General features: G+C 65.5%; 20 protein-coding genes and 1 other RNA gene. 10 read left to right on the top strand and 11 right to left on the bottom strand.

Going from position 1 to position 22710, the window contains the following annotated elements; genetic code table 11:
• The first annotated feature begins 62 nt into the window (after positions 1-62).
• From mutL to ACCQ00_RS12290, 3 genes are read left to right on the top strand one after another with little or no spacing between them, the layout of a single operon-like run.
• Entirely contained in the window at positions 63-1940 is a 1878-nt protein-coding gene (gene mutL, locus ACCQ00_RS12300; protein ID WP_039575070.1) for a DNA mismatch repair endonuclease MutL, read from the top strand.
• On the top strand, positions 1940-2875 hold the full coding sequence (locus ACCQ00_RS12295) for a DUF1684 domain-containing protein (protein WP_017159202.1): 936 nt from the start codon (positions 1940-1942) through the stop codon (positions 2873-2875). Before mutL ends, ACCQ00_RS12295 begins: the two co-directional genes overlap by 1 nt.
• 33 nt (positions 2876-2908) lie before the next feature.
• Positions 2909-3883: a TraB/GumN family protein gene (locus ACCQ00_RS12290; protein ID WP_039575067.1), complete on the top strand. Its 975-nt coding sequence runs from the start codon at positions 2909-2911 to the stop codon at positions 3881-3883.
• Positions 3884-3936: 53 nt separating this feature from the next.
• Here ACCQ00_RS12290 and ACCQ00_RS12285 read toward each other — a convergent pair.
• The 4 genes from ACCQ00_RS12285 to gluQRS all read right to left on the bottom strand — a co-directional run bounded on the left by ACCQ00_RS12285 (position 3937) and on the right by gluQRS (position 6525).
• A non-coding RNA gene (locus ACCQ00_RS12285) (sX9 sRNA) lies at positions 3937-4011 on the bottom strand.
• A 54-nt stretch (positions 4012-4065) separates the two neighbouring features.
• Positions 4066-4641 carry a polyhydroxyalkanoate synthesis repressor PhaR gene (phaR, locus tag ACCQ00_RS12280; protein WP_031423057.1) on the bottom strand — a complete coding sequence of 192 codons (576 nt, stop codon included), beginning with the start codon at positions 4639-4641 and terminating at the stop codon, positions 4066-4068.
• A 159-nt stretch (positions 4642-4800) separates the two neighbouring features.
• A complete protein-coding gene (locus tag ACCQ00_RS12275) occupies positions 4801-5541 on the bottom strand; it encodes a beta-ketoacyl-ACP reductase (protein ID WP_017159201.1) in 741 nt (246 codons plus the stop codon).
• An 84-nt stretch (positions 5542-5625) separates the two neighbouring features.
• Positions 5626-6525: a tRNA glutamyl-Q(34) synthetase GluQRS gene (gluQRS, locus tag ACCQ00_RS12270; protein WP_039575062.1), complete on the bottom strand. Its 900-nt coding sequence runs from the start codon at positions 6523-6525 to the stop codon at positions 5626-5628.
• A 97-nt stretch (positions 6526-6622) separates the two neighbouring features.
• Here gluQRS and htpX point away from each other — a divergent pair, with 97 nt between their 5' ends.
• Positions 6623-7501 (top strand): protease HtpX, encoded by an 879-nt coding sequence (htpX, locus tag ACCQ00_RS12265; RefSeq protein ID WP_008576145.1) that lies wholly within the window; start codon positions 6623-6625, stop codon positions 7499-7501.
• 100 nt (positions 7502-7601) lie between these two features.
• Here the strand turns inward: htpX and ACCQ00_RS12260 are convergent, their stop codons facing one another.
• The 3 genes from ACCQ00_RS12260 to ACCQ00_RS12250 form a co-directional block, all read right to left on the bottom strand.
• Positions 7602-9671, bottom strand: a complete 2070-nt coding sequence (locus ACCQ00_RS12260; protein ID WP_039575059.1) for a GGDEF/EAL domain-containing response regulator — start codon at positions 9669-9671, stop codon at positions 7602-7604.
• Positions 9672-9892: 221 nt separating this feature from the next.
• A complete protein-coding gene (locus tag ACCQ00_RS12255; protein ID WP_039575057.1) occupies positions 9893-11074 on the bottom strand; it encodes a BaiN/RdsA family NAD(P)/FAD-dependent oxidoreductase in 1182 nt (393 codons plus the stop codon).
• Complete coding sequence (locus ACCQ00_RS12250; RefSeq protein WP_039575052.1) at positions 11071-11619, bottom strand: YaeQ family protein; 549 nt, start codon at positions 11617-11619, stop codon at positions 11071-11073. The genes ACCQ00_RS12255 and ACCQ00_RS12250 overlap by 4 nt, the downstream gene beginning before the upstream one ends.
• Before the next feature lie 555 nt (positions 11620-12174).
• On the opposite strand from ACCQ00_RS12250, the gene ACCQ00_RS12245 reads away from it, so the two are divergent.
• The 3 genes from ACCQ00_RS12245 (at position 12175) to ACCQ00_RS12235 (ending at position 14568) form a co-directional block, all read left to right on the top strand.
• Positions 12175-12384, top strand: coding sequence for a cold-shock protein (locus ACCQ00_RS12245; RefSeq protein WP_024745895.1), 210 nt, complete (start codon positions 12175-12177; stop codon positions 12382-12384).
• 170 nt (positions 12385-12554) lie between these two features.
• Complete coding sequence (locus ACCQ00_RS12240) at positions 12555-13253, top strand: glutathione S-transferase (protein ID WP_039575026.1); 699 nt, start codon at positions 12555-12557, stop codon at positions 13251-13253.
• 227 nt (positions 13254-13480) lie between these two features.
• Positions 13481-14568 (top strand): IS3-like element ISXac2 family transposase gene (locus ACCQ00_RS12235; RefSeq protein WP_087944778.1). Its coding sequence is split into 2 segments (ribosomal slippage): positions 13481-13733 and positions 13733-14568, totalling 1089 coding nucleotides; the frame shifts between segments, so codons are not numbered across the junction.
• A gap of 94 nt (positions 14569-14662) precedes the next feature.
• On the opposite strand, the gene ACCQ00_RS12230 is transcribed toward ACCQ00_RS12235, so the two are convergent.
• Complete coding sequence (locus ACCQ00_RS12230; RefSeq protein ID WP_039574661.1) at positions 14663-15538, bottom strand: alpha/beta hydrolase; 876 nt, start codon at positions 15536-15538, stop codon at positions 14663-14665.
• A 281-nt stretch (positions 15539-15819) separates the two neighbouring features.
• Here ACCQ00_RS12230 and ACCQ00_RS12225 point away from each other — a divergent pair, with 281 nt between their 5' ends.
• Positions 15820-17376: a protein adenylyltransferase SelO gene (locus tag ACCQ00_RS12225; RefSeq protein ID WP_039574660.1), complete on the top strand. Its 1557-nt coding sequence runs from the start codon at positions 15820-15822 to the stop codon at positions 17374-17376.
• Between the two features lie 94 nt (positions 17377-17470).
• On the top strand, positions 17471-18031 hold the full coding sequence (locus ACCQ00_RS12220) for an adenine phosphoribosyltransferase (protein WP_039574658.1): 561 nt from the start codon (positions 17471-17473) through the stop codon (positions 18029-18031).
• 101 nt (positions 18032-18132) lie between these two features.
• Here ACCQ00_RS12220 and dbpA read toward each other — a convergent pair whose 3' ends face one another.
• A complete protein-coding gene (gene dbpA, locus ACCQ00_RS12215; protein WP_017159198.1) occupies positions 18133-19509 on the bottom strand; it encodes an ATP-dependent RNA helicase DbpA in 1377 nt (458 codons plus the stop codon).
• 110 nt (positions 19510-19619) lie between these two features.
• Here dbpA and ACCQ00_RS12210 point away from each other — a divergent pair, with 110 nt between their 5' ends.
• Positions 19620-21509 carry an ATP-binding cassette domain-containing protein gene (locus ACCQ00_RS12210; RefSeq protein WP_039574656.1) on the top strand — a complete coding sequence of 630 codons (1890 nt, stop codon included), beginning with the start codon at positions 19620-19622 and terminating at the stop codon, positions 21507-21509.
• A 282-nt stretch (positions 21510-21791) separates the two neighbouring features.
• Here the strand turns inward: ACCQ00_RS12210 and ACCQ00_RS12205 are convergent, their stop codons facing one another.
• Both ACCQ00_RS12205 and ACCQ00_RS12200 read right to left on the bottom strand, forming a co-directional pair.
• A complete protein-coding gene (locus ACCQ00_RS12205) occupies positions 21792-22217 on the bottom strand; it encodes a barstar family protein (RefSeq protein ID WP_039574654.1) in 426 nt (141 codons plus the stop codon).
• Complete coding sequence (locus tag ACCQ00_RS12200) at positions 22214-22654, bottom strand: guanyl-specific ribonuclease (protein ID WP_039574653.1); 441 nt, start codon at positions 22652-22654, stop codon at positions 22214-22216. The genes ACCQ00_RS12205 and ACCQ00_RS12200 overlap by 4 nt, the downstream gene beginning before the upstream one ends.
• Positions 22655-22710 lie beyond the last annotated feature (56 nt).

Below are 22710 nucleotides of genomic sequence, written 5' to 3'. Positions count from 1 at the left end.
GTCTTGCCTGTCACACCGCCGATCTACCGCGTTTCGCGCGTGCCGCACGGGAGCGTGCGCTGATGGCGATCCGCCAGTTGCCCGAGATTCTGATCAACCAGATCGCTGCCGGCGAAGTCGTCGAGCGGCCCGCATCGGTGGTCAAGGAACTGGTCGAAAACGCGCTCGATGCCGGTGCCACGCGCGTGGATATCGAGCTCGAAGAAGGCGGCGTCCGGCTGATCCGTATCCGCGACAACGGTGGCGGCATCTCCCCTGACGAACTGCCGCTGGCGGTGTCGCGGCATGCCACCAGCAAGATCGCTTCGCTGGACGACCTGGAAACCGTCGCCACGCTTGGTTTTCGTGGCGAAGCCTTGCCGTCGATCGCCTCGGTCAGCCGCTTTACCCTGATCTCGCGTCGCCCCGACGCCGAACACGGCTTTGCATTGGAAATCGACGGCGGCCGCCTGGGCGAGGTGATTCCGCGTGCGCACGCGCCAGGCACCACCGTCGAAGTGCGCGAACTGTTCTTCAATGTGCCGGCGCGGCGCAAATTCCTGCGTGCCGAACGCACCGAACTCGGCCACATCGAAGAGTGGCTGCGTTCGTTGGCGCTGGCGCGGCCGGATGTGGAATTGCGCGTCTCGCACAACGGCAAGCCATCGCGGCGTTACAAGCCGGGCGATCTGTATTCGGACGCGCGGCTGGGTGAAACGCTGGGCGACGATTTTGCGCGCCAGGCCTTGCGCGTGGACCACAGTGGCGCCGGCCTGCGCCTGCATGGCTGGGTGGCGCAACCGCATTACTCGCGTGCCAGCACCGACCAGCAATATCTCTATGTCAATGGCCGTTCGGTCCGCGACCGCAGCGTGGCGCATGCGGTAAAGATGGCCTACGGCGATGTGCTGTTCCATGGCCGGCAGCCGGCCTATGTGCTGTTTCTGGAGCTGGACCCGGCACGCGTGGACGTCAATGTGCATCCGGCCAAGCACGAGGTGCGTTTCCGCGAAGCGCGGCTGATCCACGATTTCGTCTATCGCACCTTGCAGGATGCCTTGGCGCACACCCGTGCTGGCGTTACCCCGAACAGTATCGGTAGCGAGGGCGCCAGCGACATGGGCGGCACGTTCGGTGGAATGGGCAATTTCGCTGGCGGCGGCGCCCCGAGTCCAGGCGGCACGCCCGGCAGCGGCAATGGCACGTATGGCTACGTCAGCTGGACGCCTTCGCAAACGCCGTTGGGACTGCGTGTGAACGAGGCCCGCGCCGCCTACAGCGCGCTGTATGCGCCGCCGCCGAGCAGCGCGCAGCAATCGGCAGGCATGCCGAGCATGGCCGGCACCGGATTGCCGGCAACGGCAGAAGACAGCGGAGTGCCGCCGCTCGGGTATGCCATCGCGCAATTGCACGGCATCTACATCCTGGCCGAAAACGCCGAAGGTTTGATCGTGGTCGACATGCACGCGGCGCACGAGCGCATCGGCTATGAGCGGCTCAAAAATGCGCACGACAGCATCGGCCTGCACGCACAGCCGTTGCTGGTGCCGATCACGCTGGCGGTGGGCGAGCGCGAAGCCGACACCGCCGAGCGCGAAGCGGAGACCTTGGCCACGCTCGGTTTCGAGATTACCCGCGCCGGCCCGCAGTCGCTGCACGTGCGCAGCATTCCCGCGCTGCTGGCCAATGCCGAGCCGGAGGCGCTGCTGCGCGATGTGCTGGGCGATCTGCGCGAGCATGGTCAAAGCCGCCGCATCGCCAGCGCACGCGACGAATTGCTCTCCACCATGGCCTGCCACGGCGCAGTGCGCGCCAACCGCCGCCTCACCGTGCCGGAAATGAACGCGCTGCTGCGCGATATGGAAGCCACCGAACGCTCGGGCCAGTGCAACCATGGCCGACCGACCTGGGCGCGGTTTACGCTGAGCGATATCGATCGTTGGTTCCTGAGAGGGCGTTGATGGCAGTGCATGGGGGGAAGGGCTGGCTGCTCGGCATGCTGGTCGCAGCAGCGGTGGTCGGTTGCGGGCGCGATGCGCCGCCGCCGGCTGCGCCGGTCGCACTCGACAAGACATTTCTGGCCGACACCGCCGCCTGGCGCGAAGCACGGCTGAAGGAACTGCGCGCGCCCGATGGCTGGACCAGCCTGGTTGGCCTGCATTGGCTGTCGCTGAAGGCGCATTACATCGGCAGCAGCGCCGACAGCGGTATCAAACTCGCGGTAGGCCCGCCGAAGATGGGCATGGTGTCCACCGAAAACAACGCGGTCTGGTTCGTGCCCGAGCGTGGCGCAGCGCTGACTCTCGATGGCAAGCCGCTGACCAGCCGGATCCGCTTCCAGTCCGACCGCGATCCGCAGCCCACCCTGATCCATTTCGATGACGGCAAGGGCGTGTTGAGCCTGATCCATCGCGGCGACCGCTATGCGCTACGGGTCAAGCATGCCGACGCGAGCTCGCGCACGCACTTCGCTGGCCTGGACTATTGGCCCTTGGATCGGTCCTGGCGCATCAACGCGCGCTATGTGCCCAACGCCGTCGGCAAGACCATCCCGATCGTCGACATCGTCGGCATCAGTAGCGAGCAGCCGAACGCAGGCGCGATCGAGTTCGAGCGCGACGGCAAGAGCTACCGACTGGAAACCATCGGCGAGCCGGGGCGGCCGATGTTTGTGGTATTCGCCGACCGTACCAGCGGCCACGGCAGCTATCCGGCCGGACGTTTTCTGGATCTGGACGTGCCCGATGCCTCGGGGCATGTGATGGTCGATTTCAACCGCGCCTACAACCCGCCATGCGCGTTCACCCCGTTCGCCACCTGTCCACTGCCGCCGCCGGAAAACCGCATCGATCTGGCGGTGTCGGCAGGCGAGAAGGCCTACAAGGTGCCGCACTGACATGCGCGACATCTACATGTGCGGAGAAGCCTCGTGACCAGGCGACGGACACTGTCGACGCGCCAACGGATTGCCGCCTGGTGCAGCGGCGCGCTGCTCGGCCTGACTTTGTGGAGCGGCGCGCTCGTACCGGTATGGGCGCGCGGTGCTGGCGACGCGCCGGCAGGCCCGCCCGTGCCGCTGTTGTGGAAGGTCGAGGGCAAGGGCGGCACGCTGTATCTGCTGGGCTCGTTTCATGTGCTCAAGCCCAGCGACTACCCGCTATCGCCGGATGTCATGCAGGCCTTTGCCAAGGCCGACCGCCTGCTGTTCGAATTGCCGCCTGACGATGCGCAATCGCCAGAGCTGGCCGGTCGCATGTTGCAGGCGGCACGGCGCACCGACGGGCGTACGCTGCAGGACTCGCTGGATGCGAAGACCTGGCAGGCGCTGAGCGCCTACGCCCGCAAGTACGGTATGTCGCTGGCGAGCCTGCAGCCGCTCAAGCCCTGGTTCGTGGCGCTGACGATCAGCCTGGCGGAGATGACCCGGCAAGGCATGGACCCGAACGCAGGGCTGGACCATTACCTGATGGAACAGGCGCAGGCACGCGGCAAGCCGGCCGACGGCCTGGAGCGCGCCGCTGAGCAAATCGCCTTGCTCGATGGCATGTCGCCGACCGAGCAGCATCAGCTGCTGGAGGAATCGCTGGACGAGGCCGATGCCGCCGACCAGCTACGCCAGCTGCACGCCGCCTGGCGCAATGGCGATGTGCGGACGCTGTCCACGCAGATGGCCGAAGACATGCGCCGCCAGTATCCGGCGCTGTATCAGGACATCAATGTCGAGCGCAATGCACGCTGGGTGCCGCGGCTGGAACAACGGCTCGGCAAAGGCAGCGGAACCACGCTGGTAGTGGTCGGTGCGCTGCATTTGCTGGGCAATGACGGGGTGGTGGAGCGTCTGCGTGCACGCGGCTACCACGTGGAGCGGATCTGCTCGGCCTGCACGAAGCAGGCCAGCCACTGAGTGGTTGCGCCTGGGAGCGTGACGCTCCTGGCGCAGCGTCCGACGATTGAAACAGTCGACACCACGCCGCGACCAACCCGCAGGTGGCATGGTCGGCGCAGCGAAACCGGAATGTCCGAGGAGTACATTCCGGTCGCCGGCCGCATCTGCCGGGTTGCTGCCAAATCGTGGTGTTGGCGCCCTTAGCCGCGGTTGCGGGCCTTGCCGGTCGTGCCGTGGTTGCCACCGGCCGAGCCGTGCGTGCCGGTTCCCATCGGGCCACTGCCCAGGCCGCTCGCCCCGGGTGGGTTCGGCGGCGTGCCAGGGCCACCCGGGCGACCGAAGCCGGCGCCGAAGTTGCGCTGGAACTCCTGCCACAACTCCAGGTTGCGCTCGGTCAGCTGATTCATCATCGCCCACGGGGTCTGCCCGAGCAGGTTGCCCATCTGTTGACGGAACTGCTGCTGCTGGTCCAGGAACACCTGCATGCTGCGCTCCAGGTAGTTGCCCATGAAGCCCTGCAGCGAGTCGCCATAAAACCGGATGATCTGGCTCAGCAACTGGGTGGAGAGCATCGGCTCGCCGTCCTGTTCGCGGTCGGCGATGATCTGCAGCAGCACTGCACGGCTGAGGTCTTCGCCACTCTTGGCGTCGCGTACTTCGAATTCTTCGCCATCGATGATCAATTGGCGCACATCTTCGATGGTGATGTAGCTGGAGATTTCCGTGTCGTAGAGACGGCGATTGGGATACTTCTTGATGATGCGAAGTCCGGCCATGGAACGTTCACCCACACTGATAGTGCGCGCAGGATGGCGCACCGCAGCAGCGCTTGCAACAGCCAAAACGCCTTATTTGCTTAAGCGGACACATTAAAAATGTTGCGCAGCATGGTTTTTGAGCAAAATCCATGCTGCACCGCAAAGTCGCAGCAAACGTTACCAGCCCATGTGGTGGCCGCCGTTGATGTCCAGGTTCGACCCGGTGATCCAGGCAGCCTCTTCCGCAACCAGAAAGGCCACAGCGTAGGCGATCTCTTCCGGCCGGCCCAGACGACCGGTAGGGATGTCGGCCACGATCTTGGCGCGCACTTCTTCCGGCACCGCCATCACCATGTCGGTGGCCACGTAACCGGGCGAGACCGTGTTGACGGTAACCCCGAAGGCGGCGTTCTCGCGCGCCAGCGAAATGGTGAAGCCGTGCATGCCGGCCTTGGCGGCGGCGTAGTTGGCCTGGCCATACTGGCCCTTGAGCCCGTTGATCGAGCTGATCTGGATCACCCGGCCCCAGCCGCGTTTGCGCATGCCCTCGATGACCGGGCGGGTCACGTTGAAGACCGAATTGAGGTTGGTGTTGATGACCTCGTGCCACTGCTCGGCACTCATGCGATGGAAGGTGGTGTCGCGGGTGATGCCGGCGTTGTTGACCAGCACCTCGATCGGCCCCAGCGAGGCTTCGACCTCTTCCACCAGCGCGCGCGCATGCTCGGAGGAGGCTACATCGCCGCGAAACAGGGCGACCTCATAGCCCTGCGCCTGCATGCGCTGCTGCCAGTCGCGGGCCTTTTCTTCGTTGCGGAAGTTGCTGGCGACCCGGTGGCCCTGGTCGGCCAGGCGCTTGCAGATGGCAGTACCGATACCGCCGGTGCCGCCGGTGACCAATGCGACGCGAGATGTCATGACGACTCCAATCAACAAGTGAGGCTGAGGGCGATTCGGGGGCGCGGCAATGCTGCGCCCCGGCGCCGGTGCTGGGCCGCAATTCTAGTCACGCTGGAGGCCGGATGCGTACACATCGAGGTCCAGCTCGCGTTGGCGCGGAAGCAGCCGTGGCGAAAAGTGCTGCACGGCGTGCTGCAGCAGGGTTTCCACGGCTGCATGCCGCGGCAGCGCGTCGGCCTGTTGGCCCAAGGCGACCCAGGCGGCGTGCAGGACCGGCAGTGGATCGGCGTCGTCCAGTGCGGGCGCGTCGTGCGACTTGGACAGCTTGCGGCCGTTGCGATCCAGCATCAGCGGCAGGTGCACGTAGCGCGGCTGCGGCAGGCCCAGTGCGCGCTGCAGCAGCATCTGGCGCGGGGTGGAGTCGAGCAGGTCGGCGCCGCGCACCACATCGGTGATGCCCTGCGCCGCATCGTCCACCACGACCGCCAGTTGGTACGCCCAATATCCATCGGCGCGGCGCAGCACCACATCGCCCACCTCGGCGTAGACGTCCTGCAATACCGGGCCTTGCAAGGCGTCGTCGAAGCCGATCGGCGATTGCGGCGGCACCCGCAGGCGCACGGCACGGCGCTCGCCCAGTGGCGCGACGCAGGCGTGGTGGATGCCGCCCATGTCGGCCAGGTCGGCACGGCTGCAGCTGCATTCGAATGCCTGGCCGGTTTCCAGCAGTTGCGTGATAGCGGCGGTGTAGGCCGCATCGCGCTCGGACTGCCGGATCACCGGCAGGTCCGAGTGCAGCCCGAACGCGGCCAGCGTGCGCAGCTGCCGTTCGCTGGCGCCGGGTTCGGCACGCGGCGGGTCGATGTCTTCGATGCGTATGCACCACTGCCCCCCGGCATGCCGGGCCAGCAGCCAGCTGCCGAACGCTGTCAGCAGGGAGCCGAAGTGCAGGGGGCCGGTGGGCGAGGGCGCGAAGCGGCCGAGATAGGAGGGCGATGGCATGGGCAGCTGAATCGTCGGTCAGGTGCTTGCTTGATTTCAAGCCGCAACACCCGCAGATCCGCATCAGTTCACCCCGCATCCGTGGAGCCATCGCGCCATGTTCAACCGCATTTTCCTGTTCCTGCTGACCAATCTTGCGGTGCTGATGCTCGCCGGCATCGTCATGTCGTTGCTGGGCGTCAATCCCGCGCAGATGAGTGGCCTGCTGGTGATGGCCGCAATCTTCGGTTTCGGCGGCTCGTTCATTTCCTTGCTGCTGTCCAAGTTCATGGCCAAGCGCAGCACCGGCGCGCAGGTCATTACCGAGCCGCGCACGCCGACCGAGCGCTGGTTGCTGGAGACCGTGCGCCGCCAGGCCCAGGCCGCCGGCATCGGCATGCCGGAAGTGGCGGTCTACGACGGCCCGGAAATCAATGCGTTCGCCACCGGTGCCAACCGCAACAACGCCCTGGTGGCGGTGTCCACCGGCCTGCTGCAGAACATGGACCAGGATGAAGCCGAGGCGGTGCTTGGCCACGAGATCGCCCACGTTGCCAATGGCGACATGGTCACCATGGCGCTGCTGCAGGGCGTGCTCAATACCTTCGTGATCGTGCTGGCCCGCGTGGTCGGCGGCATCATCGACAGCGCCTTGTCGGGCAACCGCGAAGGCGGTCGTGGCTTTGCGTACTACATCATCGTGTTTGCGCTGGAGATGGTGTTCGGCCTGTTCGCGACCATGATTGCGATGTGGTTCTCGCGGCGCCGCGAATTCCGCGCCGATGCCGGTGGCGCGCAGTTGGCCGGCCGTAGCAAGATGATCGCTGCACTGGAGCGGCTGTCGCTCAACCATGGCCAGAACACCTTGCCCTCGCAAGTGCAGGCGTTCGGCATCTCTGGCGGAGTGGGCGAGGGCTTGCGCCGCCTGTTCCTGAGCCATCCGCCGCTCACCGAACGCATCGCTGCGCTGCGCGCCGCCAGCGGTAGCGCCATGTAAGTGGCCGGGTCGGTGGCTGCCTGGCAGGCAACAAAAAACCCGCGCAATGCGGGTTTTTTGTTGCGTTGCGATGGTGCAAACGCGCGGGCGCTGCCGGCATTCAGCCGAACTCGTAATTCATCAGCGGCCCGGTCGGCGCCACGAAATCGCCCTGGACATAGTCCACCCCGGCACTGAAGAAGCTGCTCATCGACTGCGCATCGGCGACGAATTCGGCCATTGTCAGAATGCCGGCCGGTTGCGCGCGCGAGGTGATTTCGCGAATCTTTTCCTGGCTCTCCCGCGCCGAGGCGATGTCGCCGGTGATGCCACGATCCAGTTTGAGGAAGGCCGGATGGAAATGCGCCAGCAACTGGAACGAATCCAGGCCCGAGCCGAATTGTTCCAGCCCGACCTTGCAATCCATCGCCGACACCGCAGCCAGGAATTGCTGCGCATTGCGCAGGTGCGTAAACACCTTCGACTCCGGCGTCTGCAGCCACAGCCGTTCGCCGGGGACGCCGTAGACCGCCAATTGCTCGCGGATGGTGTCGATCATTTGCGGGTCCGAGAACGAGTTCGGCCCGATGCGCACCAGCAGGTGGGTCTTGTGCCCGGCACGCTGGCGTTCGCCCAGTTGCCGGATCGCCCGCGCCACCACCCAGCGGTCGATTTCGGTGACCAGGTCGTGCTCTTCGGCAATGGCCATGAACGCGTTCGGCGACATCATTTCGCCGTTGCGTTCCAGGCGCAGGAAGGCCTGGTACAACTCCAGCGGCTCGCCTTGCAGGTTGAGCACCGGCTGGTAATGCAACAGGAAACCGTCGCCGACCAGCGCTTCGCGCAGCTGCTCGACCCAACGTTCGATGCGTTCTTCCTCGGCCCGATCTGCCGCAGCCGGGTCGTAGATGCTGACCGCGTTGCCACCGAGCTCGGCCGTGGTGCGCACCGCCTCGGTACCGCGATTGAGCACCTGGCCGATGCTGGCGATCTTTTCGCCGATCTGCACGCCGCCGATACTCACCGTCACCGTGGCCGAGCGCGTCCCTACGCTGACGACATGCTGCGCGAACGCATTGCGCACGGTTTCGGCCAGCGCATGCGTGCGCGCGTAATTTCCGTTCAACAGCAGGGCGAAACTATGTTCGCCGAAACGCGCGGCCAACACGCTGTCGTCTAGCACGCTCGCCACGTGCGCGGCGAGCGCCGCAATCAGCGCATCGGCCGAATCCAGCCCGAACTCCGGCAGGATGCGTGCGTAGTGATCCGGCTCGATCAACAGGAAGCCGGATTGGCCCTCGCTGCGGCCGGCCTGCGCGACGGCCTGTTCCAGCGCCACCATGAAAGTGGGGCGATTGAGCAGGCCGGTGACCTGGTCGCGCTGGCGCAAGTCTTCGACCTCGCGTGCCAGTTCCGGGTCGAACTCCTCGCGGCGTCGGAAAACCACCTGGATGCACGGCTCGCCTTCATAGGTGGCGGTGGCGAACTCCATCGTGGCCGGGAAGGTGTCGCCTTCCACGCGGCGTGCATCGAGCTTGTACTGCGCCGGCGGCGGCTCGCCCTTGGACATCGCCTTGAGCAGTTGCTTGAAATCGTCGACGTACTGCGCGGCGATCATGTCCAGCAGCGAGATGCCTTCGACATCGTCGAATGACTCGAAGCCGAACATTTCCAGATAGGCATCGTTGGCGCGGATATGCATGCCTTCGTGCACGTAGGCGATCGGGTCGCGCGAGGAGGCGATCAGGGCGTCGCAGCGCCGCTCGGTCTCGCGCATCTGTGCCTCGATGCGGCGCAGGCCACGGCGTGCCTGCAGGTCGTCCCATTCCGAGCGCACCAGTGCAAGCAGATGCGCAGGGCGGTGGCGCAATGCAATGGCGCGTACCCCGTGCGAAGCGGCCTCGACCAGGGTGTTCTCTTCGATCCGCTCGGCCAGCAAGATGATCGGGATGTCCTTGCCGCTGCCCGCAATCTGGGTCTGCAAGGCGCTCATGGGGATTTGCTGCGCCTGACCCAGGATGGCCAGATCGATCTGGCCCGACAGCATGCTGGCCAGTTCCTCCTGACTTTGCGGTCGCGATGGACGCACCGCAATGCCGCCGTTGCGCAGCGCGGTGACGATGGTCTCCGCACTCTCCACGCTGTCGTCGACGATCATCAGGCGGAGGGTGAGATCTTTGCCTTTTTGCATGCGCGGCTCCCTAGAGACGGGCTTTAATACACGAAGGGGTCTGGCACGTCCATGTGTGTGGAGCATGCCGCATCAAGTGTGAGACGTAGAGCAATATTTGCATTTGGAAGATGCCTTCTGGCGAGCATCGGCCGTTTCTCCAGCGCGCTGTCCGTGCCGCGAGCGCGTGTTCGAGGCGCCTGGGTGATTGCTGGGCGACCCGCAATGCCTCGCCAGCGGCATTACGCCACGCTTCCCGCTGCATGGCCGGACGCCCACGCCCATTGGAAGTTGTAACCGCCCAGCCAGCCGGTGACATCCAGCACCTCGCCGACAAAGTACAGGCCTGCCACCAGACGCGACTCCATGCTCGCACTGGAAACCTGATGGGTATCGACCCCGCCCAGGGTGACTTCAGCCGTCCGATAGCCTTCGGTGCCGCTGGCGATCAGCGGAAAGCTGCCGAGCAGCTCGGCGGCGGCTTTCAGCTGCGGCGGATCCAGCTGACGCACCGGCTTGTCTGGCAGCCACAGCTCGCACAAGCGCTGTGCAAACCGTTTCGGCAGCACGTCGGCCAGCACATTGCGCAGCTCGGTGGCGCCGCGTTGCTGCTTTTGTTCGCGCAGCCACGTCGCCGCATCGCGACCGGGCAGCAGATCCAGCCGCAAATCATCACCCGGCTGCCAATACGAGGAAATCTGCAGGATCGCCGGGCCGCTGACCCCGCGATGGGTGAGCAGCATGAAATTGCGGAAGCTGGCTCCGTTGCACTGCGCCTGCACCGGCAGCGCCAGCCCGGACAACGCTTGAAAACGTTCCTGATGCGTGCCGCTCAGCATGAGTGGCACCAGCCCGGCGCGGGTGGGCAGCAGCGCATGGCCGAACTGCTTGGCCAAGGTATAGCCGAAGCCGCTGGCCCCCATGCTGGGAATCGACAGCCCCCCGGTTGCCACGATCAACGACTGCGTCTGCACGCACCCCTGGCTGGTCTGGACCTCGAAGCCGTCGCTGCCGCGCTGGACCGACTGCACATCGCACTGGGTGCGGATCTGCACGCCGGCCGCGTCGCATTCGTCCAGCAGCATGCGCACGATCTGCTTGGAGGAGATGTCGCAGAACAGCTGGCCCAGCTCTTTCTCGTGATAGGCGATGGCATGGCGTTCGACCATCTCGACAAAGTCCGCCGGGCTGTAGCGTGCCAGCGCGGATTTGCAGAAATGCCGATTGGCCGAAATGAAGTTGCCAGGCGTGGTGCCGGTGTTGGTGAAATTGCAGCGCCCGCCACCGGACATCAGGATCTTCTTGCCGACCTTGTTGGCATGATCGATCACCAACACCTTGCGGCCGCGCTGGCCGGCAGTGAAGGCGCTCATCAGCCCAGCAGCGCCGGCGCCGATGACCAGCACGTCGCAACGCATGCTCATTCGGCCGGGGCTTGCCGCACCATCGGGGTCAGGGTGACGCTGCCGTGGTCGGCCAGCATCTGCACTTCGCCGTCCTGGATGATCACGTCGAACCGCATGCCGCGCTGGATCAATGCGCCCAGCGCTTCGGTGGCCTGCGAGTCGAGCTCGATCACGCGCAGATTGCGGTACCGGCCCATGGCGTTGGCGTGCTTCTTCCACCAGGTTTCGGTGGCCTGGCCGCCGTAGCCGATGACCACCGCCTCGCGCGAGCGGTTGCAGGCCTTGCGCACGCGGCTTTCGTCCGGCTGGCCGAGGTCGATCCACAGATCCGGATCGCCGGTGTAGTCGCGCCGCCATAGGTCCGGCTCGTCGTCGTTGCTGAGGCCACGGCCGAATTCCAGACGCTCGTCGGCGAAGAGCGCGAACGCCAGTAGCCGCACCATCAGGCGCTCGTCGGTCTCGGAAGGGTGCTGGGCCAGGGTCAGCGAATGGTTGGCGTAATAGCCGCGGTCCATGTCGCTGATCTGAAGTTCCGCCCTGCGGACGGTGGCGGTGAGGGCCATCAGGATGCCGGTTGCAAAGGGCGCTTATGATACGCGCCCGGTTCATGCGCCGGGTGTCGCCCGCATCTGGCAGAGGCGCGTCGTCGGTCGGGTCTGGGCTGGCTGACAGCTGGATGGTACGACCAAGGGCAGGGTGGGCCTGGCGCAGAGAGCAATCGGGCGCTGGGGCGCGAGGCGTGGCGGTACGTGCGGCGGCGCGGGCCGGCAGGTTCCGGAATTAAGGTCGCTCGGGAGTCGCTGCCGCCTTTCCTGATCTGCGCAGTTGCGGGGCGTCAGGCGGTGTCGCCAGGCCAATCGGGATGGGGGCGGTCCTGACAGGCCGTCGGATTGGACCTGACTGCAAAAGATTTGACGCAGGGTGTCGCTTTTTGCAGAAAACACGAGTACTGTGCACGCACTGTGTTTGCAAGGGTCACCGTGAATCGTGGCCTGGTGCAGCCGGATCGTTACAGATCTCGCTTCATCGTTCCGCTTTACCAACGCCTGCAACTCAGTCTCAGCTCCGGCTTTTCGGATGCTGCGATTTATCCATTTATAGTTTCAGGAGTTAGTAAAATGTCAGAACGTATGAACGGTACTGTGAAGTGGTTCAACGATGCCAAGGGCTTCGGCTTCATCACCCCGGAAAGCGGCCCGGACCTGTTCGTGCACTTCCGTGCCATCCAGGGCACCGGCTTCAAGTCGCTGCAGGAAGGCCAGAAGGTCACCTTCGTTGCAGTGCAGGGCCAGAAGGGCATGCAGGCTGACCAGGTGCAGGCGGTCTAATCCGCCTGCAACCGTAAGGTTGCCAAAAACGCCGGTCGCGCAAGCGACTGGCGTTTTTTATTGCCTGTCGACAAGCGGCTGGCCTCGCTGGCGCGTGCACCAGGCGCTGCTTGCGCACAGCGACGGCGCCTGGATCGGTAGGATGTGCGCTTTCCGCGCGCAGCCATCCCATGATCACTGTTCACCACCTCAATAATTCCCGTTCCCAGCGCGTACTGTGGCTGCTGGAAGAACTGGCGCTGCCTTATCAGATCGTGCGCCATGAGCGCGACCCCAAGACCATGCTGGCGCCGCCTGCGCTGCGCGCGATCCATCCGCTGGGCAAATCGCCGGTGCTCGTCGATGGCGATCTGGTGGTGGCCGAGTCGGGGGCCATTCTGGAGTACCTGACCGAGCGCTACGACACCGAGTGCGCACTGTCGCCCTCGCCGCGGCCGCTGGATTCGCCCGAGCGCCTGCAGTTTCGCTATTGGATGCATTACGCCGAAGGCTCGGCGATGCCGCCGTTGCTGATGACGCTGATCTTCGGTCGCATCCGCAGCGCCCCGATGCCGTTCTTCGCCAAGCCCATCGCACGTGCGATCGTGGACAAGGCGATGTCGGGCTTTGTCGGGCCGCAGCTCACCTTGCATCTGGACTGGATGGAGCAGTCGTTGCAGGCCGGCAACTGGTTCGCTGGCGAACGCTTCACCGCCGCCGATATCCAGATGAGCTTCCCGGTACAGGCAGCGGCTGCACGCGGCGGCGGTCTGGAGAAATACCCGCGCCTGCACGCGTTTCTAGAGCGGATCCAGGCGCGTCCGGCGTATCAGGCTGCGTTGAAGAAAGGCGGCCCGTTCGAGCTGATGGGAAGCAAGCCAATGAAGTGATGGCTGCGGGGAGCAGGGAGCGGGGTGCGAGCGAAACTGGGCGGGACCGTGTTCGCCCGCCACCTGCTGCTACGGCAGACCGTCTCTCATCGCGATGCATTCGCGCATCCCGACTCCGAATGGCGACCCAGCGACATCGGCGTCGGCATCGCCGCCACGGTAATCCCCCCGCCCATTAGCAGACGCCAGAAGTGGAATTTTCTCGTCCCCTTTCCCGAGGAGGTTCCATGAAGAAGTCCCGCTTTACCGACAGCCAGATCATCGCCGTGCTCAAGCAGGCCCAGGCCGGTGCGCCCGTGCCGGAGCTGTGCCGCGAGCACGGCATCAGCTCGGCCACGTTCTACAAGTGGCGCAGCAAGTTCGGCGGCATGGACGTGTCCATGGTCGCGCGCATGAAGGAGCTGGAGGAGGAGAACCGCCGGCTCAAGAAGATGTACGCCGAGGCGCAGCTCAGTACCGACCTGCTGAAGGAAGCGCTCGCAAAAAAATGGTGAGGCCATCTCAGCGACGCGAGATGGCCCAATCGGCAGTCACGAGCGGGCGTACGAACATCCGCCACGCCTGCCAGGCCTTCGCGGTGAGCGAGACCTGCTTCCGTTACCAGGCCAAGGCCAGCGAGCAGAACGCCCGGATCGCCGACTGGCTGGTCCGCCTGACGACCGCCCATCGCGACTGGGGCTTTGGCCTGTGCTACCTGTACCTGCGCAACGTGAAGGGCTTTGGCTGGAATCACAAGCGGGTCTACCGGATCTACCGCGAGCTGGAGTTGAACCTGCGGATCAAGCCGAGGAAGCGGCTGGTGCGTGAGCGGCCCGAGCCTCTGGCGGTGCCGGAGGCTATCAACCAGGTCTGGTCGATGGACTTCATGCACGACCAGTTGGCCGACGGCCGCAGCTTCCGGCTGTTCAATGTGCTCGACGACTTCAATCGCGAGGGGCTGGGGATCGAGGTGGATCTGTCGCTGCCGTCAGCCCGTGTGATCCGATCGCTGGAGCAGATCATCGAGTGGCGCGGCAAGCCCGCCGTGATCCGCTGCGACAACGGCCCTGAATACATCAGTGGCGCGTTGCTGTCCTGGGCGCAGCGGCATGGTATCCGGGTCGAGCACATCCAGCCGGGCAAGCCACAGCAGAACGCCTACGTTGAACGCTACAACCGCACCATCCGCTACGCCTGGCTCGCCCAAACCCTGTTCGACACCATCGACCAGGTGCAGGACAAAGCCACCCGCTGGCTATGGACGTACAACCACGAGCGTCCGAATATGGCGCTCGGCGGCATCACGCCTGCCATGAAGTTGGCGATGGCCGCTTAGCTCCACTTCTGGCGACCGCTAGAAGTGGGGGGATTACCCCACCAGTCGTTCGCGCAGTCACTCACTACCTAACTACGTCAGGGCGCATCGCGGTTCAAGGCGCCCGGCACTGGCGCACAAACTGCAGCGTATCGTTCAGTACCTGCGAGCGCTCGGGGGATTTACGCAGCGCCAGCAGGATGCCCAGATGGCCCATGCCGGGGTAAACCTTCAGTTCGGCACTGCCGCCTTCGCGCTTGAGCGCCTGCTGCAGCGAGATGCTGTTCTGCAGTTCGACCACGCGGTCGGCATCGCCATGCAGCAGCAACATGGGCGGTTCGTCGCCGCCAACGTAACGCACCGGTTGCGATTGCCGTTGCGCTGCCGGCGCATCGCCGAAGATTTCGACCAATTCGGGATCGGTCATCGGCATGAAGTCGTACGGCCCCGCCAGGCCCACCACGCCGCACAACTGGTGGGGTTTGAGGCCTTGCGCCTGCAGCCAGCGGGCATCGGTGCCGAGCAACGCGGCCATATGCGCGCCTGCCGAATGGCCCATCACCGCAAGGCGATCCGGGTTGCCGCCGTACTGGTGCGCGTGGCGGTAGCTCCATGCGGTGGCGCCCGCCGCGTCGGACATGAACCCGTGCAGCCCGACCTGCGGATACTTGCGGTAGTCGGCCACCATCGCCACCACGCCCTGGCGCGCAAGTGCGCGGCCTACCCAGCGATAGTTGGCGCGTGAACCGCGCTTCCAGGTGCCGCCGTAGAAGAACACCACCACTGGCGCATCGACTGCGCCGCGCGGCTGGTAGACGTCCAGCGCCAGACCGTGCGCGGGATCGAACACCTGGTCGCGATGCTCGACGATGCCCGATCGGCTGGATACAGCGTTGATGCCCCCAAAAAAGACGCTGCTGCAGGCCGTCATGGTCAACGAACCGAGCAACAGGATGGCAGGACGGAACCAGCGGGAAGCGCGCGAATGCATGGGCAATATCGGTGTAGGGGCAGGAAGGGTGGTGGGGGCCAGGTACGAACGCAGCAGGCCGGCAAGTGCAGGCGTGAAGGTGGCGAACCGGCAATGTTCGCCTCAATCTGGTTTGCACCTGATCGGCGGCCGGCGGCTATTAGCGGCTATCGCACGTCGCAAACATGTGCAGGACGAGCCCGCTCGGCACACGCCAAGCGAGTGAAGATACGGTGCGCGCGCAGCGGCGGATGCGGCAGCGCCCATGCCAGGTTCACCGCCGGTGGCCTAGGCTTGCCGGCATGACATACCTGCATTTCGATAATCGTCTGCGTCGACAGCTGCCCGGTGACCCGGAAGAGGGGGCGCGCCGGCGCGAGGTAGGCGCTGCCTGGTCGTCAGTCTTGCCCACGCCGGTCGCTGCTCCGTACCTCATCGCGCATTCGGCGGAGATGGCGCAGGTGCTGGGCCTGGATGCGGCCGAGATCGCCAGCGCGCAGTTCGCCCAGGTATTCGGCGGCAATGCGCTGTACCCGGGAATGCAGCCCTGGGCGGTCAACTACGGTGGGCACCAATTCGGGCATTGGGCCGGACAGCTTGGCGATGGCCGGGCGATTTCGCTGGGTGAGGCGATCGGAACCGACGGCGGGCGCTACGAATTGCAGCTCAAGGGTGCCGGCCCGACGCCGTATTCGCGCGGCGCCGATGGGCGCGCCGTGTTGCGCTCGTCGATCCGCGAATTTTTGTGCAGCGAGGCCATGCATCATTTGGGCGTGCCGACCACGCGTGCCTTGAGCCTGGTCGGTACCGGCGATGCGGTGGTGCGCGACATGTTCTACGACGGCCACCCGCAGCGCGAGCCGGGCGCGATCGTGTGCCGGGTGGCGCCTTCGTTCATCCGCTTCGGCAACTTCGAATTGCCCAGCGCGCGCGGCGATATCGCACTGCTGAAGCAATGGGTGGATTTCACCATCGCCCGCGATTTCCCGGCGTTGGTCGGTGCCGGCGAGGCGCTCTACGCCGACTGGTTCGCACAGGTCTGCGAGCGCACTGCGGTGATGGTGGCGCACTGGATGCGGGTCGGGTTCGTGCATGGGGTGATGAATACCGACAACATGTCGATCCTCGGTTTGACCATCGACTACGGCCCATATGGCTGGGTCGACGACTACGACCCGGACTGGACGCCCAACACCACCGACGCGCAGGGGCGGCGCTACCGCTTCGGCACCCAGCCGCAAGTGGCCTACTGGAACCTGGGCCGGCTTGCCCAGGCGCTGGCGCCGCTGTTTGCCGACCAGGCCCTGCTGCAACATGGGCTGGATCGTTTTCGCGATACCTACCTGGCCTGCGACCGCCACGACACCGCCGCCAAGCTGGGCTTGGCAGAGTGTCGCGACGAGGATCTGCAGCTGATCGACGCGCTGCGCGCATTGATGCGCGAATCCGAGATGGACATGACGCTGGCCTTCCGTGGCCTGATCGATCTGTCGCCCGAACATCCGGACCCCGCACAGCTGCGCGAGGCCTTTTACGACGAAGACAAACGCTTGGCGGATGCGCCGCAGCTGCAGCAATGGCTGCAGCGCTACGCCGCGCGCCTGCAGCAGGATCCACTGTCGCCGGACGCGCGCCGCGCCCGCATGCGCCTGGCCAACCCGCGCTACGTGTTGCGCAACTATCTGGCGCAGCAGGCCATCGACCGCGCCGAACAGGGCGACCCGTCCGGGGTGCAGGAGTTGCTGGAGGTCATGCGCCGCCCTTACGACGATCAGCCCGGGCGGGACGCATTCGCGGCGCGGCGGCCGGAATGGGCCCGCGATCGCGCTGGGTGTTCGATGCTGTCGTGCAGTTCCTGACGCGCTCAGATGCAGGTGTGCCGCAAGTCCGGCGCCGATGGCGCGCGCAGCCTAGAATAGGCGCAACCCCACCGGCCACCACGCCACCGCCCTCATGACTGACTGCAGCCGCTGCGCCGGCACCACTACGTCCGGACCCAACCATTGGTCGGAGCGCATTCGCGACATCGCCGATTTCCCCAAGCCGGGCATCGTCTTCAAGGACATTACCCCGTTGCTGTCGGACGGCCCGGATTTCGCTTCTGCGCTGGACGAAATGGCCCAGCCGTGGCGCACCACGCCGCTGGATGCGGTAGTGGGTATCGAGGCACGCGGTTTCATTCTGGGAGCGGCGCTGGCGCGCGAACTGCGGACCGGCTTTGTGCCGGTGCGCAAGCCGGGCAAGCTGCCCGGGCGCACGCTGATCCAGGAATATGCGCTGGAATACGGCACCGATCGCATCGAAATGCATGAGGATGCGCTGCCGCGCGGGGCACGCGTACTGATTGTCGACGACGTGCTGGCCACTGGCGGCACGCTGCGCGCGGCCTTGGGACTTGCTGCCCAACTCGAACTCGAAGTCGTTGGCGCAGCCGTGCTGGTGGAGTTGCAGGTGCTGCAGGGTCGCCAGAAATGGGCGAACGATGTCCCGCTGTTGGCGACGCTTTCTTACTGAGCCCAGGCTCTGGAAGCGCCCCTGGGTGCGTAGACGTGCGCGCATCCAGGATGGCTCCTGCTCAAGCATGGGCGGCCGGTACGACGCCGGCCGCGCTGCGTTCAGAGCTTGCTGACCCGAAACCGGCGTCCCTTGATCTTGCCTGCGTGCAGATGTGCCAGCGCCTTGGCGACCTGCGCGCGGGCAATGGCCACGTAGGAGCGGGTCGGGTAGATGGCGATCTTGCCGATTGCCGCGCCCGAGAGCCCGGCTTCGCCAGTCAACGCGCCCAGGATGTCGCCGGCACGCAGCTTGTCGGTCTTGCCGCCATCGATGCGCAAGGTGGTCATCGCCGCCTGCGGCAGTTGCGCCGGGCGCGCCGTGGCCAGCGGTGCACGCGACCATTTCAACGGCTGGCCTTGTTCGGTTTCCAATGCCTGCGCGCGGGCAGTTTCGCGCGGGGCAACCAGGCTCAGTGCCAACCCGTGCTTGCCGGCGCGCGCAGTACGGCCAATGCGGTGGCGATAGGTTTCGGTATCGGTGGGCAGCTCGTAATTGACCACGGCCGAGAGGTCTTCCACGTCCAGCCCGCGTGCGGCCACGTCGCTGGCCACCAGCACGTTGCAGCTGCGGTTGACGAAGCGCACCAGCACTTCATCGCGGTCGCGCTGCTCCATGTCGCCATGCAAGGCAAGCGCAGAAAAACCGAATTCCTGCAGCGAGCCAGCCACCTCGTCCACTTCCTTGCGGGTATTGCAGAACACCACGCTGGATTCGGGATTGAAGCGCAGCAGCAGGCCGGCGACGGCCTTTTGCCGATAGGTCGGGTCGACCTCGAAGAACTGCTGATCGATCTCCGGTGCGCTATCGGCGCCTTCCACGGTGATCTCGACCGGCTCTTTCAACAGCTCGCGTGCGAGCGTGCGAATACTGTCCGGGAACGTGGCCGAAAACAGCAGGCTCTGGCGATGTTTATCGCAGCGGCTGGCGATCTCGCGGATGGGTTCTTCGAAGCCCATGTCGAGCATGCGGTCGGCCTCGTCCAACACCAGCGTACGCACGCCGCCCAGGTGCAGGGCGCGTTTGCGGGCCAGTTCCTGGATGCGACCGGGCGTGCCGACCACCACTTGCGGGTCGTGCGCCTCCAGCGAGGCCAGCTGCGGGCCCAGCGGCATCCCGCCGGTGAGCACCACCAGCTTCATGTTGGGGATGCCGGTGGCGAGCTTGCGCAGCTGCTTGCCGACCTGGTCGGCTAGCTCGCGGGTGGGGCACAGCACCAGCGCCTGTGCGCGGGTCACTGCCGGGTCGAGCTTTTGCAGCAGGCCCAGTCCGAACGCGGCGGTCTTGCCGCTGCCGGTGGGCGCCTGCGCGATGACATCGAGCCCCTGCAGGATCGGCGGCAGGCTCTGCGCCTGGATGGGGGTCAAAACGGTGTAGCCAAGGGCGTCGATGCCGGGGGCCAGGGCCGGCGACAGCGGCAGCGCGGAGAATTCGTTCATGGCGCATTTTAGCCCGGGATTGGGGAGTAGGGATTCGGGATTCGTCACCGCGACAGCGTGCGCTTTTGCCAATCCCGAATCCCGAATCGCCAATCCCGTACAATTGCGCCATGCCTTTAATCACTCTGCAAAGCGTCGACTACAGCGTCGGCGGCCCCTTGTTGCTGGAAAAAACCGACCTCGCAATCGAGCCGGGCGAGCGTATCGCCTTGATCGGCCGCAACGGCGCCGGCAAATCGACCTTGATGAAATTGATCGCCGGCGAGCTCAAGCCCGACGATGGCGAAGTGCGCGTGCAGCAGGGTGTGCGCATCGCGCGGCTGGAGCAGGAGGTGCCGCAGGGCACCGGTGGCAGCGTGTTCGACGTGGTGGCCGATGGTCTGGGCGAGTTGGGTCATTGGCTGGCCGAATTCCATCAGCTCAGCCATGCCGAGGTGTTCGACGCCGAGGCGTTCGGCAAGGTGCAGGCCAAGATCGATGCGGCTGACGGCTGGGCGCTGGATCAACGCGTCACCGAGACGCTGACCAAGCTGGAACTGGACGGCGATGCGCAGTTCGCGCGGCTGTCCGGTGGCATGAAGCGCCGCGTGCTGTTGGCACGTTCGCTGGTGTCCTCGCCCGATGTGCTGCTGCTGGACGAACCGACCAACCATCTGGATATCGAAGCCATCGACTGGCTGGAAACCTTCCTGAAGGGCTGGAGTGGCAGCGTGCTGTTCGTCACCCACGACCGGCGCTTCTTGCGTGCGTTGGCCACCCGCATCGTTGAAATCGATCGCGGCCAGGTCACCAGCTGGCCGGGCGACTGGGCCAATTACGAGCGCCGCCGCGAGGAGCGGCTCAATGCGCAGGCGCAGGAGAATGCGCGCTTCGACAAGCTGCTGGCGCAGGAAGAGATCTGGATCCGTCAGGGCATCAAGGCCCGGCGCACCCGCGACGAGGGCCGCGTGCGGCGCCTGGAATCGATGCGCAACGAGCGGGTGCAACGGCGCGAGCTCACCGGCAATGTGCGCATGGAGGTCTCGCAGGGCGAGTCGTCCGGCAAGAAGGTGATCGAGGCCAAGCAGGTCGGCTTTGCGTTCGGTGCGCGCACGATGGTCAAGGAGTTTTCCACCATCATCCAGCGCGGCGACCGCATCGGCCTGATCGGCCCCAACGGCAGCGGCAAGACCACCTTGCTCAAGCTGTTGCTGGGCGACCTGCAGCCGCAGCAGGGCGAAATCCGCATCGGCACCAATCTGCAGATTGCGTATTTCGATCAGTACCGCTCGACCCTGCGCGAAGACTGGAGCGCGATCGAGAACGTGGCCGAGGGCCGCGATTTCCTGGAGATCAACGGCAAGCGCAAACATGTGCATGCGTATTTGCAGGACTTTTTATTCACTCCCGAGCGTGCGCGCGCGCCAATCACCCGGCTGTCCGGCGGCGAGCGCAATCGCCTGTTGCTGGCACGTCTGTTCGCGCAGCCGTCCAATCTGTTGGTGATGGACGAACCGACCAACGACCTGGACGTGGAAACGCTGGAGCTGCTGGAAGAATTGCTGGGCGAATACACCGGCACCTTGCTGCTGGTCAGCCATGACCGCGACTTCCTCGACAACGTCGTGACCTCCACGCTGGTGATGGAAGGCGATGGCCTGATCGGCGATTACGTCGGCGGTTATAGCGATTCGCTGCGCCAGCGCCGTACGCCGGTCGGCAATGCGATGGCCGTGGCCAAGGCGTCGGCCACTGCGGTGGCGACCGCGCCCGTGGCTGCAGTGCCTGCGGACAGCGCGCCCAAGCGCAAGCTCAGCTACAAGGATGCGCGCGAGCTGGAACAGCTGCCGGCCCTGATCGAGACGCTGGAGCAGCAGGTCGCCACGCTCACCGAGGCAATGAACGAGCCGGCCTTTTATCAGCGCGACAGTGCGGCGATGGCGGCCCACACCGCCGCATTGGCCGATGCGCAAAAACAACTGGATGCGGCGTACGCGCGCTGGAGCGAGCTGGATAGTTGATCGTCGCTCGGCACGCGCAATGCGTGCCGTTCGCGCGGTCTGGCGCGACGACGGCGATGGTGTGCGATCGCGCCTGGATGCAGGCGGGTGCGGTGCGTAGCGATCTGTGTTCGCCAGAAATGCCCGCGCTGATCGACAGCGCCGCGCGGTGCCTACCAGACACCGCGCGCTCATCAGGTCGGTGCGGGCGACATGCATGCAGCCATCGCCTCTGCACGGGGCATGTGGTGCCGGCGCCAGGCCTGTCCGCTCGCCGGCGGTGCAGGAGTTCTGTTGGTGCTCTCAGTCGCAGGCGCTTGCGGGCGCAACGAACGCGGCAAAGGTCAGCCCGCGCGCTGACCAGGCATTTGCAACGTCATCGAGGATGTCCAGCAAGGTGTCGCGGTCGCTGGGCGCCGTGCTGGCCAGCGCCTGGGCGCCGTCGATGAGCAGCGCATACCCATGCGGCGACGGCAGCCAGGCCAGGTCGCGCAGGGCATCGCTGAGCGCGTCCCAGTTGCGGCCGAAGCTGGCCGGGAAATCCAGTTGCGTGGCCAGGCGCATCAGCAGCATGCGTTTGTCGCTGCAGGCGGCCAGATCCACGCGCAAGATGCGTAAGCCGGCATCGCGGGCGAGCGCCGCCATGGTGTCCAGATCGGCTGTCTCGGCCTGATACACCCCCGATTGCTGCGGATCGGACAGATCCAGCGCGAAGTCGCCTGCGCTCATGGTGCCTGGTCCGGGGTCGGGCCATCGAAGGCTTTGAAGCTCTGGTAATGATCGTCGCTGTAGTACCACGCCTCGGGCGGGGTGCCGCCGGTGACGATGCGGCGTGCGCCGCGATCCGGGCTGCCGGGGGTATCGACAGTGTATTCGCGGTAGTAGCCGCGCGGACGCTCGGGCAGGCGATGCTCGCGATTGCCGAACACGCTGCCATCCTGCGGATGCGGGAACGGGCCGCCGCGCTGGATCAGCACGATGGTGGCCATCGCCTCGGTCGGCAGAAAGGCGGGCAGACGCGGCACCTCGCGCGTCGGTGCGGTCGCGGCGATCGGTGCGTTGAGTTGCGGCGCGAACTGCGGCTTGGGCGTCTGCATCGCGCGCATGCCCCACAGGCCGGCGACCAGCAGCGCGATGGCGACAATGAGCAAAGCGGGCTTGCGCATGAAGACGGTCCGAAAAAATGGGTACGGCAGAGCAAGTATGCCGATGCGCGACTGTG

It is taken from the genome of Xanthomonas sp. NCPPB 3761, assembly GCF_041475705.2.
GTDB classification, from domain to species: Bacteria; Pseudomonadota; Gammaproteobacteria; order Xanthomonadales; family Xanthomonadaceae; genus Xanthomonas; species Xanthomonas phaseoli.
The sequence above is the reverse complement of the archived record's forward strand: the minus strand, read 5'-3'. Positions and strand labels throughout refer to the sequence as shown.

Bases quoted from the DNA above. Each gene is read 5' to 3' on its own strand.
- mutL (WP_039575070.1), top strand. From the start codon at position 63: ATGGCGATCCGCCAGTTGCCCGAGATTCTGATCAACCAGATCGCTGCC.
- ACCQ00_RS12295 (WP_017159202.1), top strand. From the start codon at position 1,940: ATGGCAGTGCATGGGGGGAAGGGCTGGCTGCTCGGCATGCTGGTCGCA.
- phaR (WP_031423057.1), bottom strand. From the start codon at position 4,641: ATGGCCGGACTTCGCATCATCAAGAAGTATCCCAATCGCCGTCTCTAC.
- ACCQ00_RS12275 (WP_017159201.1), bottom strand. From the start codon at position 5,541: ATGACATCTCGCGTCGCATTGGTCACCGGCGGCACCGGCGGTATCGGT.
- gluQRS (WP_039575062.1), bottom strand. From the start codon at position 6,525: ATGCCATCGCCCTCCTATCTCGGCCGCTTCGCGCCCTCGCCCACCGGC.
- htpX (WP_008576145.1), top strand. From the start codon at position 6,623: ATGTTCAACCGCATTTTCCTGTTCCTGCTGACCAATCTTGCGGTGCTG.
- ACCQ00_RS12260 (WP_039575059.1), bottom strand. From the start codon at position 9,671: ATGCAAAAAGGCAAAGATCTCACCCTCCGCCTGATGATCGTCGACGAC.
- ACCQ00_RS12255 (WP_039575057.1), bottom strand. From the start codon at position 11,074: ATGAGCATGCGTTGCGACGTGCTGGTCATCGGCGCCGGCGCTGCTGGG.
- ACCQ00_RS12250 (WP_039575052.1), bottom strand. From the start codon at position 11,619: ATGGCCCTCACCGCCACCGTCCGCAGGGCGGAACTTCAGATCAGCGAC.
- ACCQ00_RS12245 (WP_024745895.1), top strand. From the start codon at position 12,175: ATGTCAGAACGTATGAACGGTACTGTGAAGTGGTTCAACGATGCCAAG.
- ACCQ00_RS12240 (WP_039575026.1), top strand. From the start codon at position 12,555: ATGATCACTGTTCACCACCTCAATAATTCCCGTTCCCAGCGCGTACTG.
- ACCQ00_RS12230 (WP_039574661.1), bottom strand. From the start codon at position 15,538: ATGCATTCGCGCGCTTCCCGCTGGTTCCGTCCTGCCATCCTGTTGCTC.
- ACCQ00_RS12225 (WP_039574660.1), top strand. From the start codon at position 15,820: ATGACATACCTGCATTTCGATAATCGTCTGCGTCGACAGCTGCCCGGT.
- ACCQ00_RS12220 (WP_039574658.1), top strand. From the start codon at position 17,471: ATGACTGACTGCAGCCGCTGCGCCGGCACCACTACGTCCGGACCCAAC.
- dbpA (WP_017159198.1), bottom strand. From the start codon at position 19,509: ATGAACGAATTCTCCGCGCTGCCGCTGTCGCCGGCCCTGGCCCCCGGC.
- ACCQ00_RS12210 (WP_039574656.1), top strand. From the start codon at position 19,620: ATGCCTTTAATCACTCTGCAAAGCGTCGACTACAGCGTCGGCGGCCCC.
- ACCQ00_RS12205 (WP_039574654.1), bottom strand. From the start codon at position 22,217: ATGAGCGCAGGCGACTTCGCGCTGGATCTGTCCGATCCGCAGCAATCG.
- ACCQ00_RS12200 (WP_039574653.1), bottom strand. From the start codon at position 22,654: ATGCGCAAGCCCGCTTTGCTCATTGTCGCCATCGCGCTGCTGGTCGCC.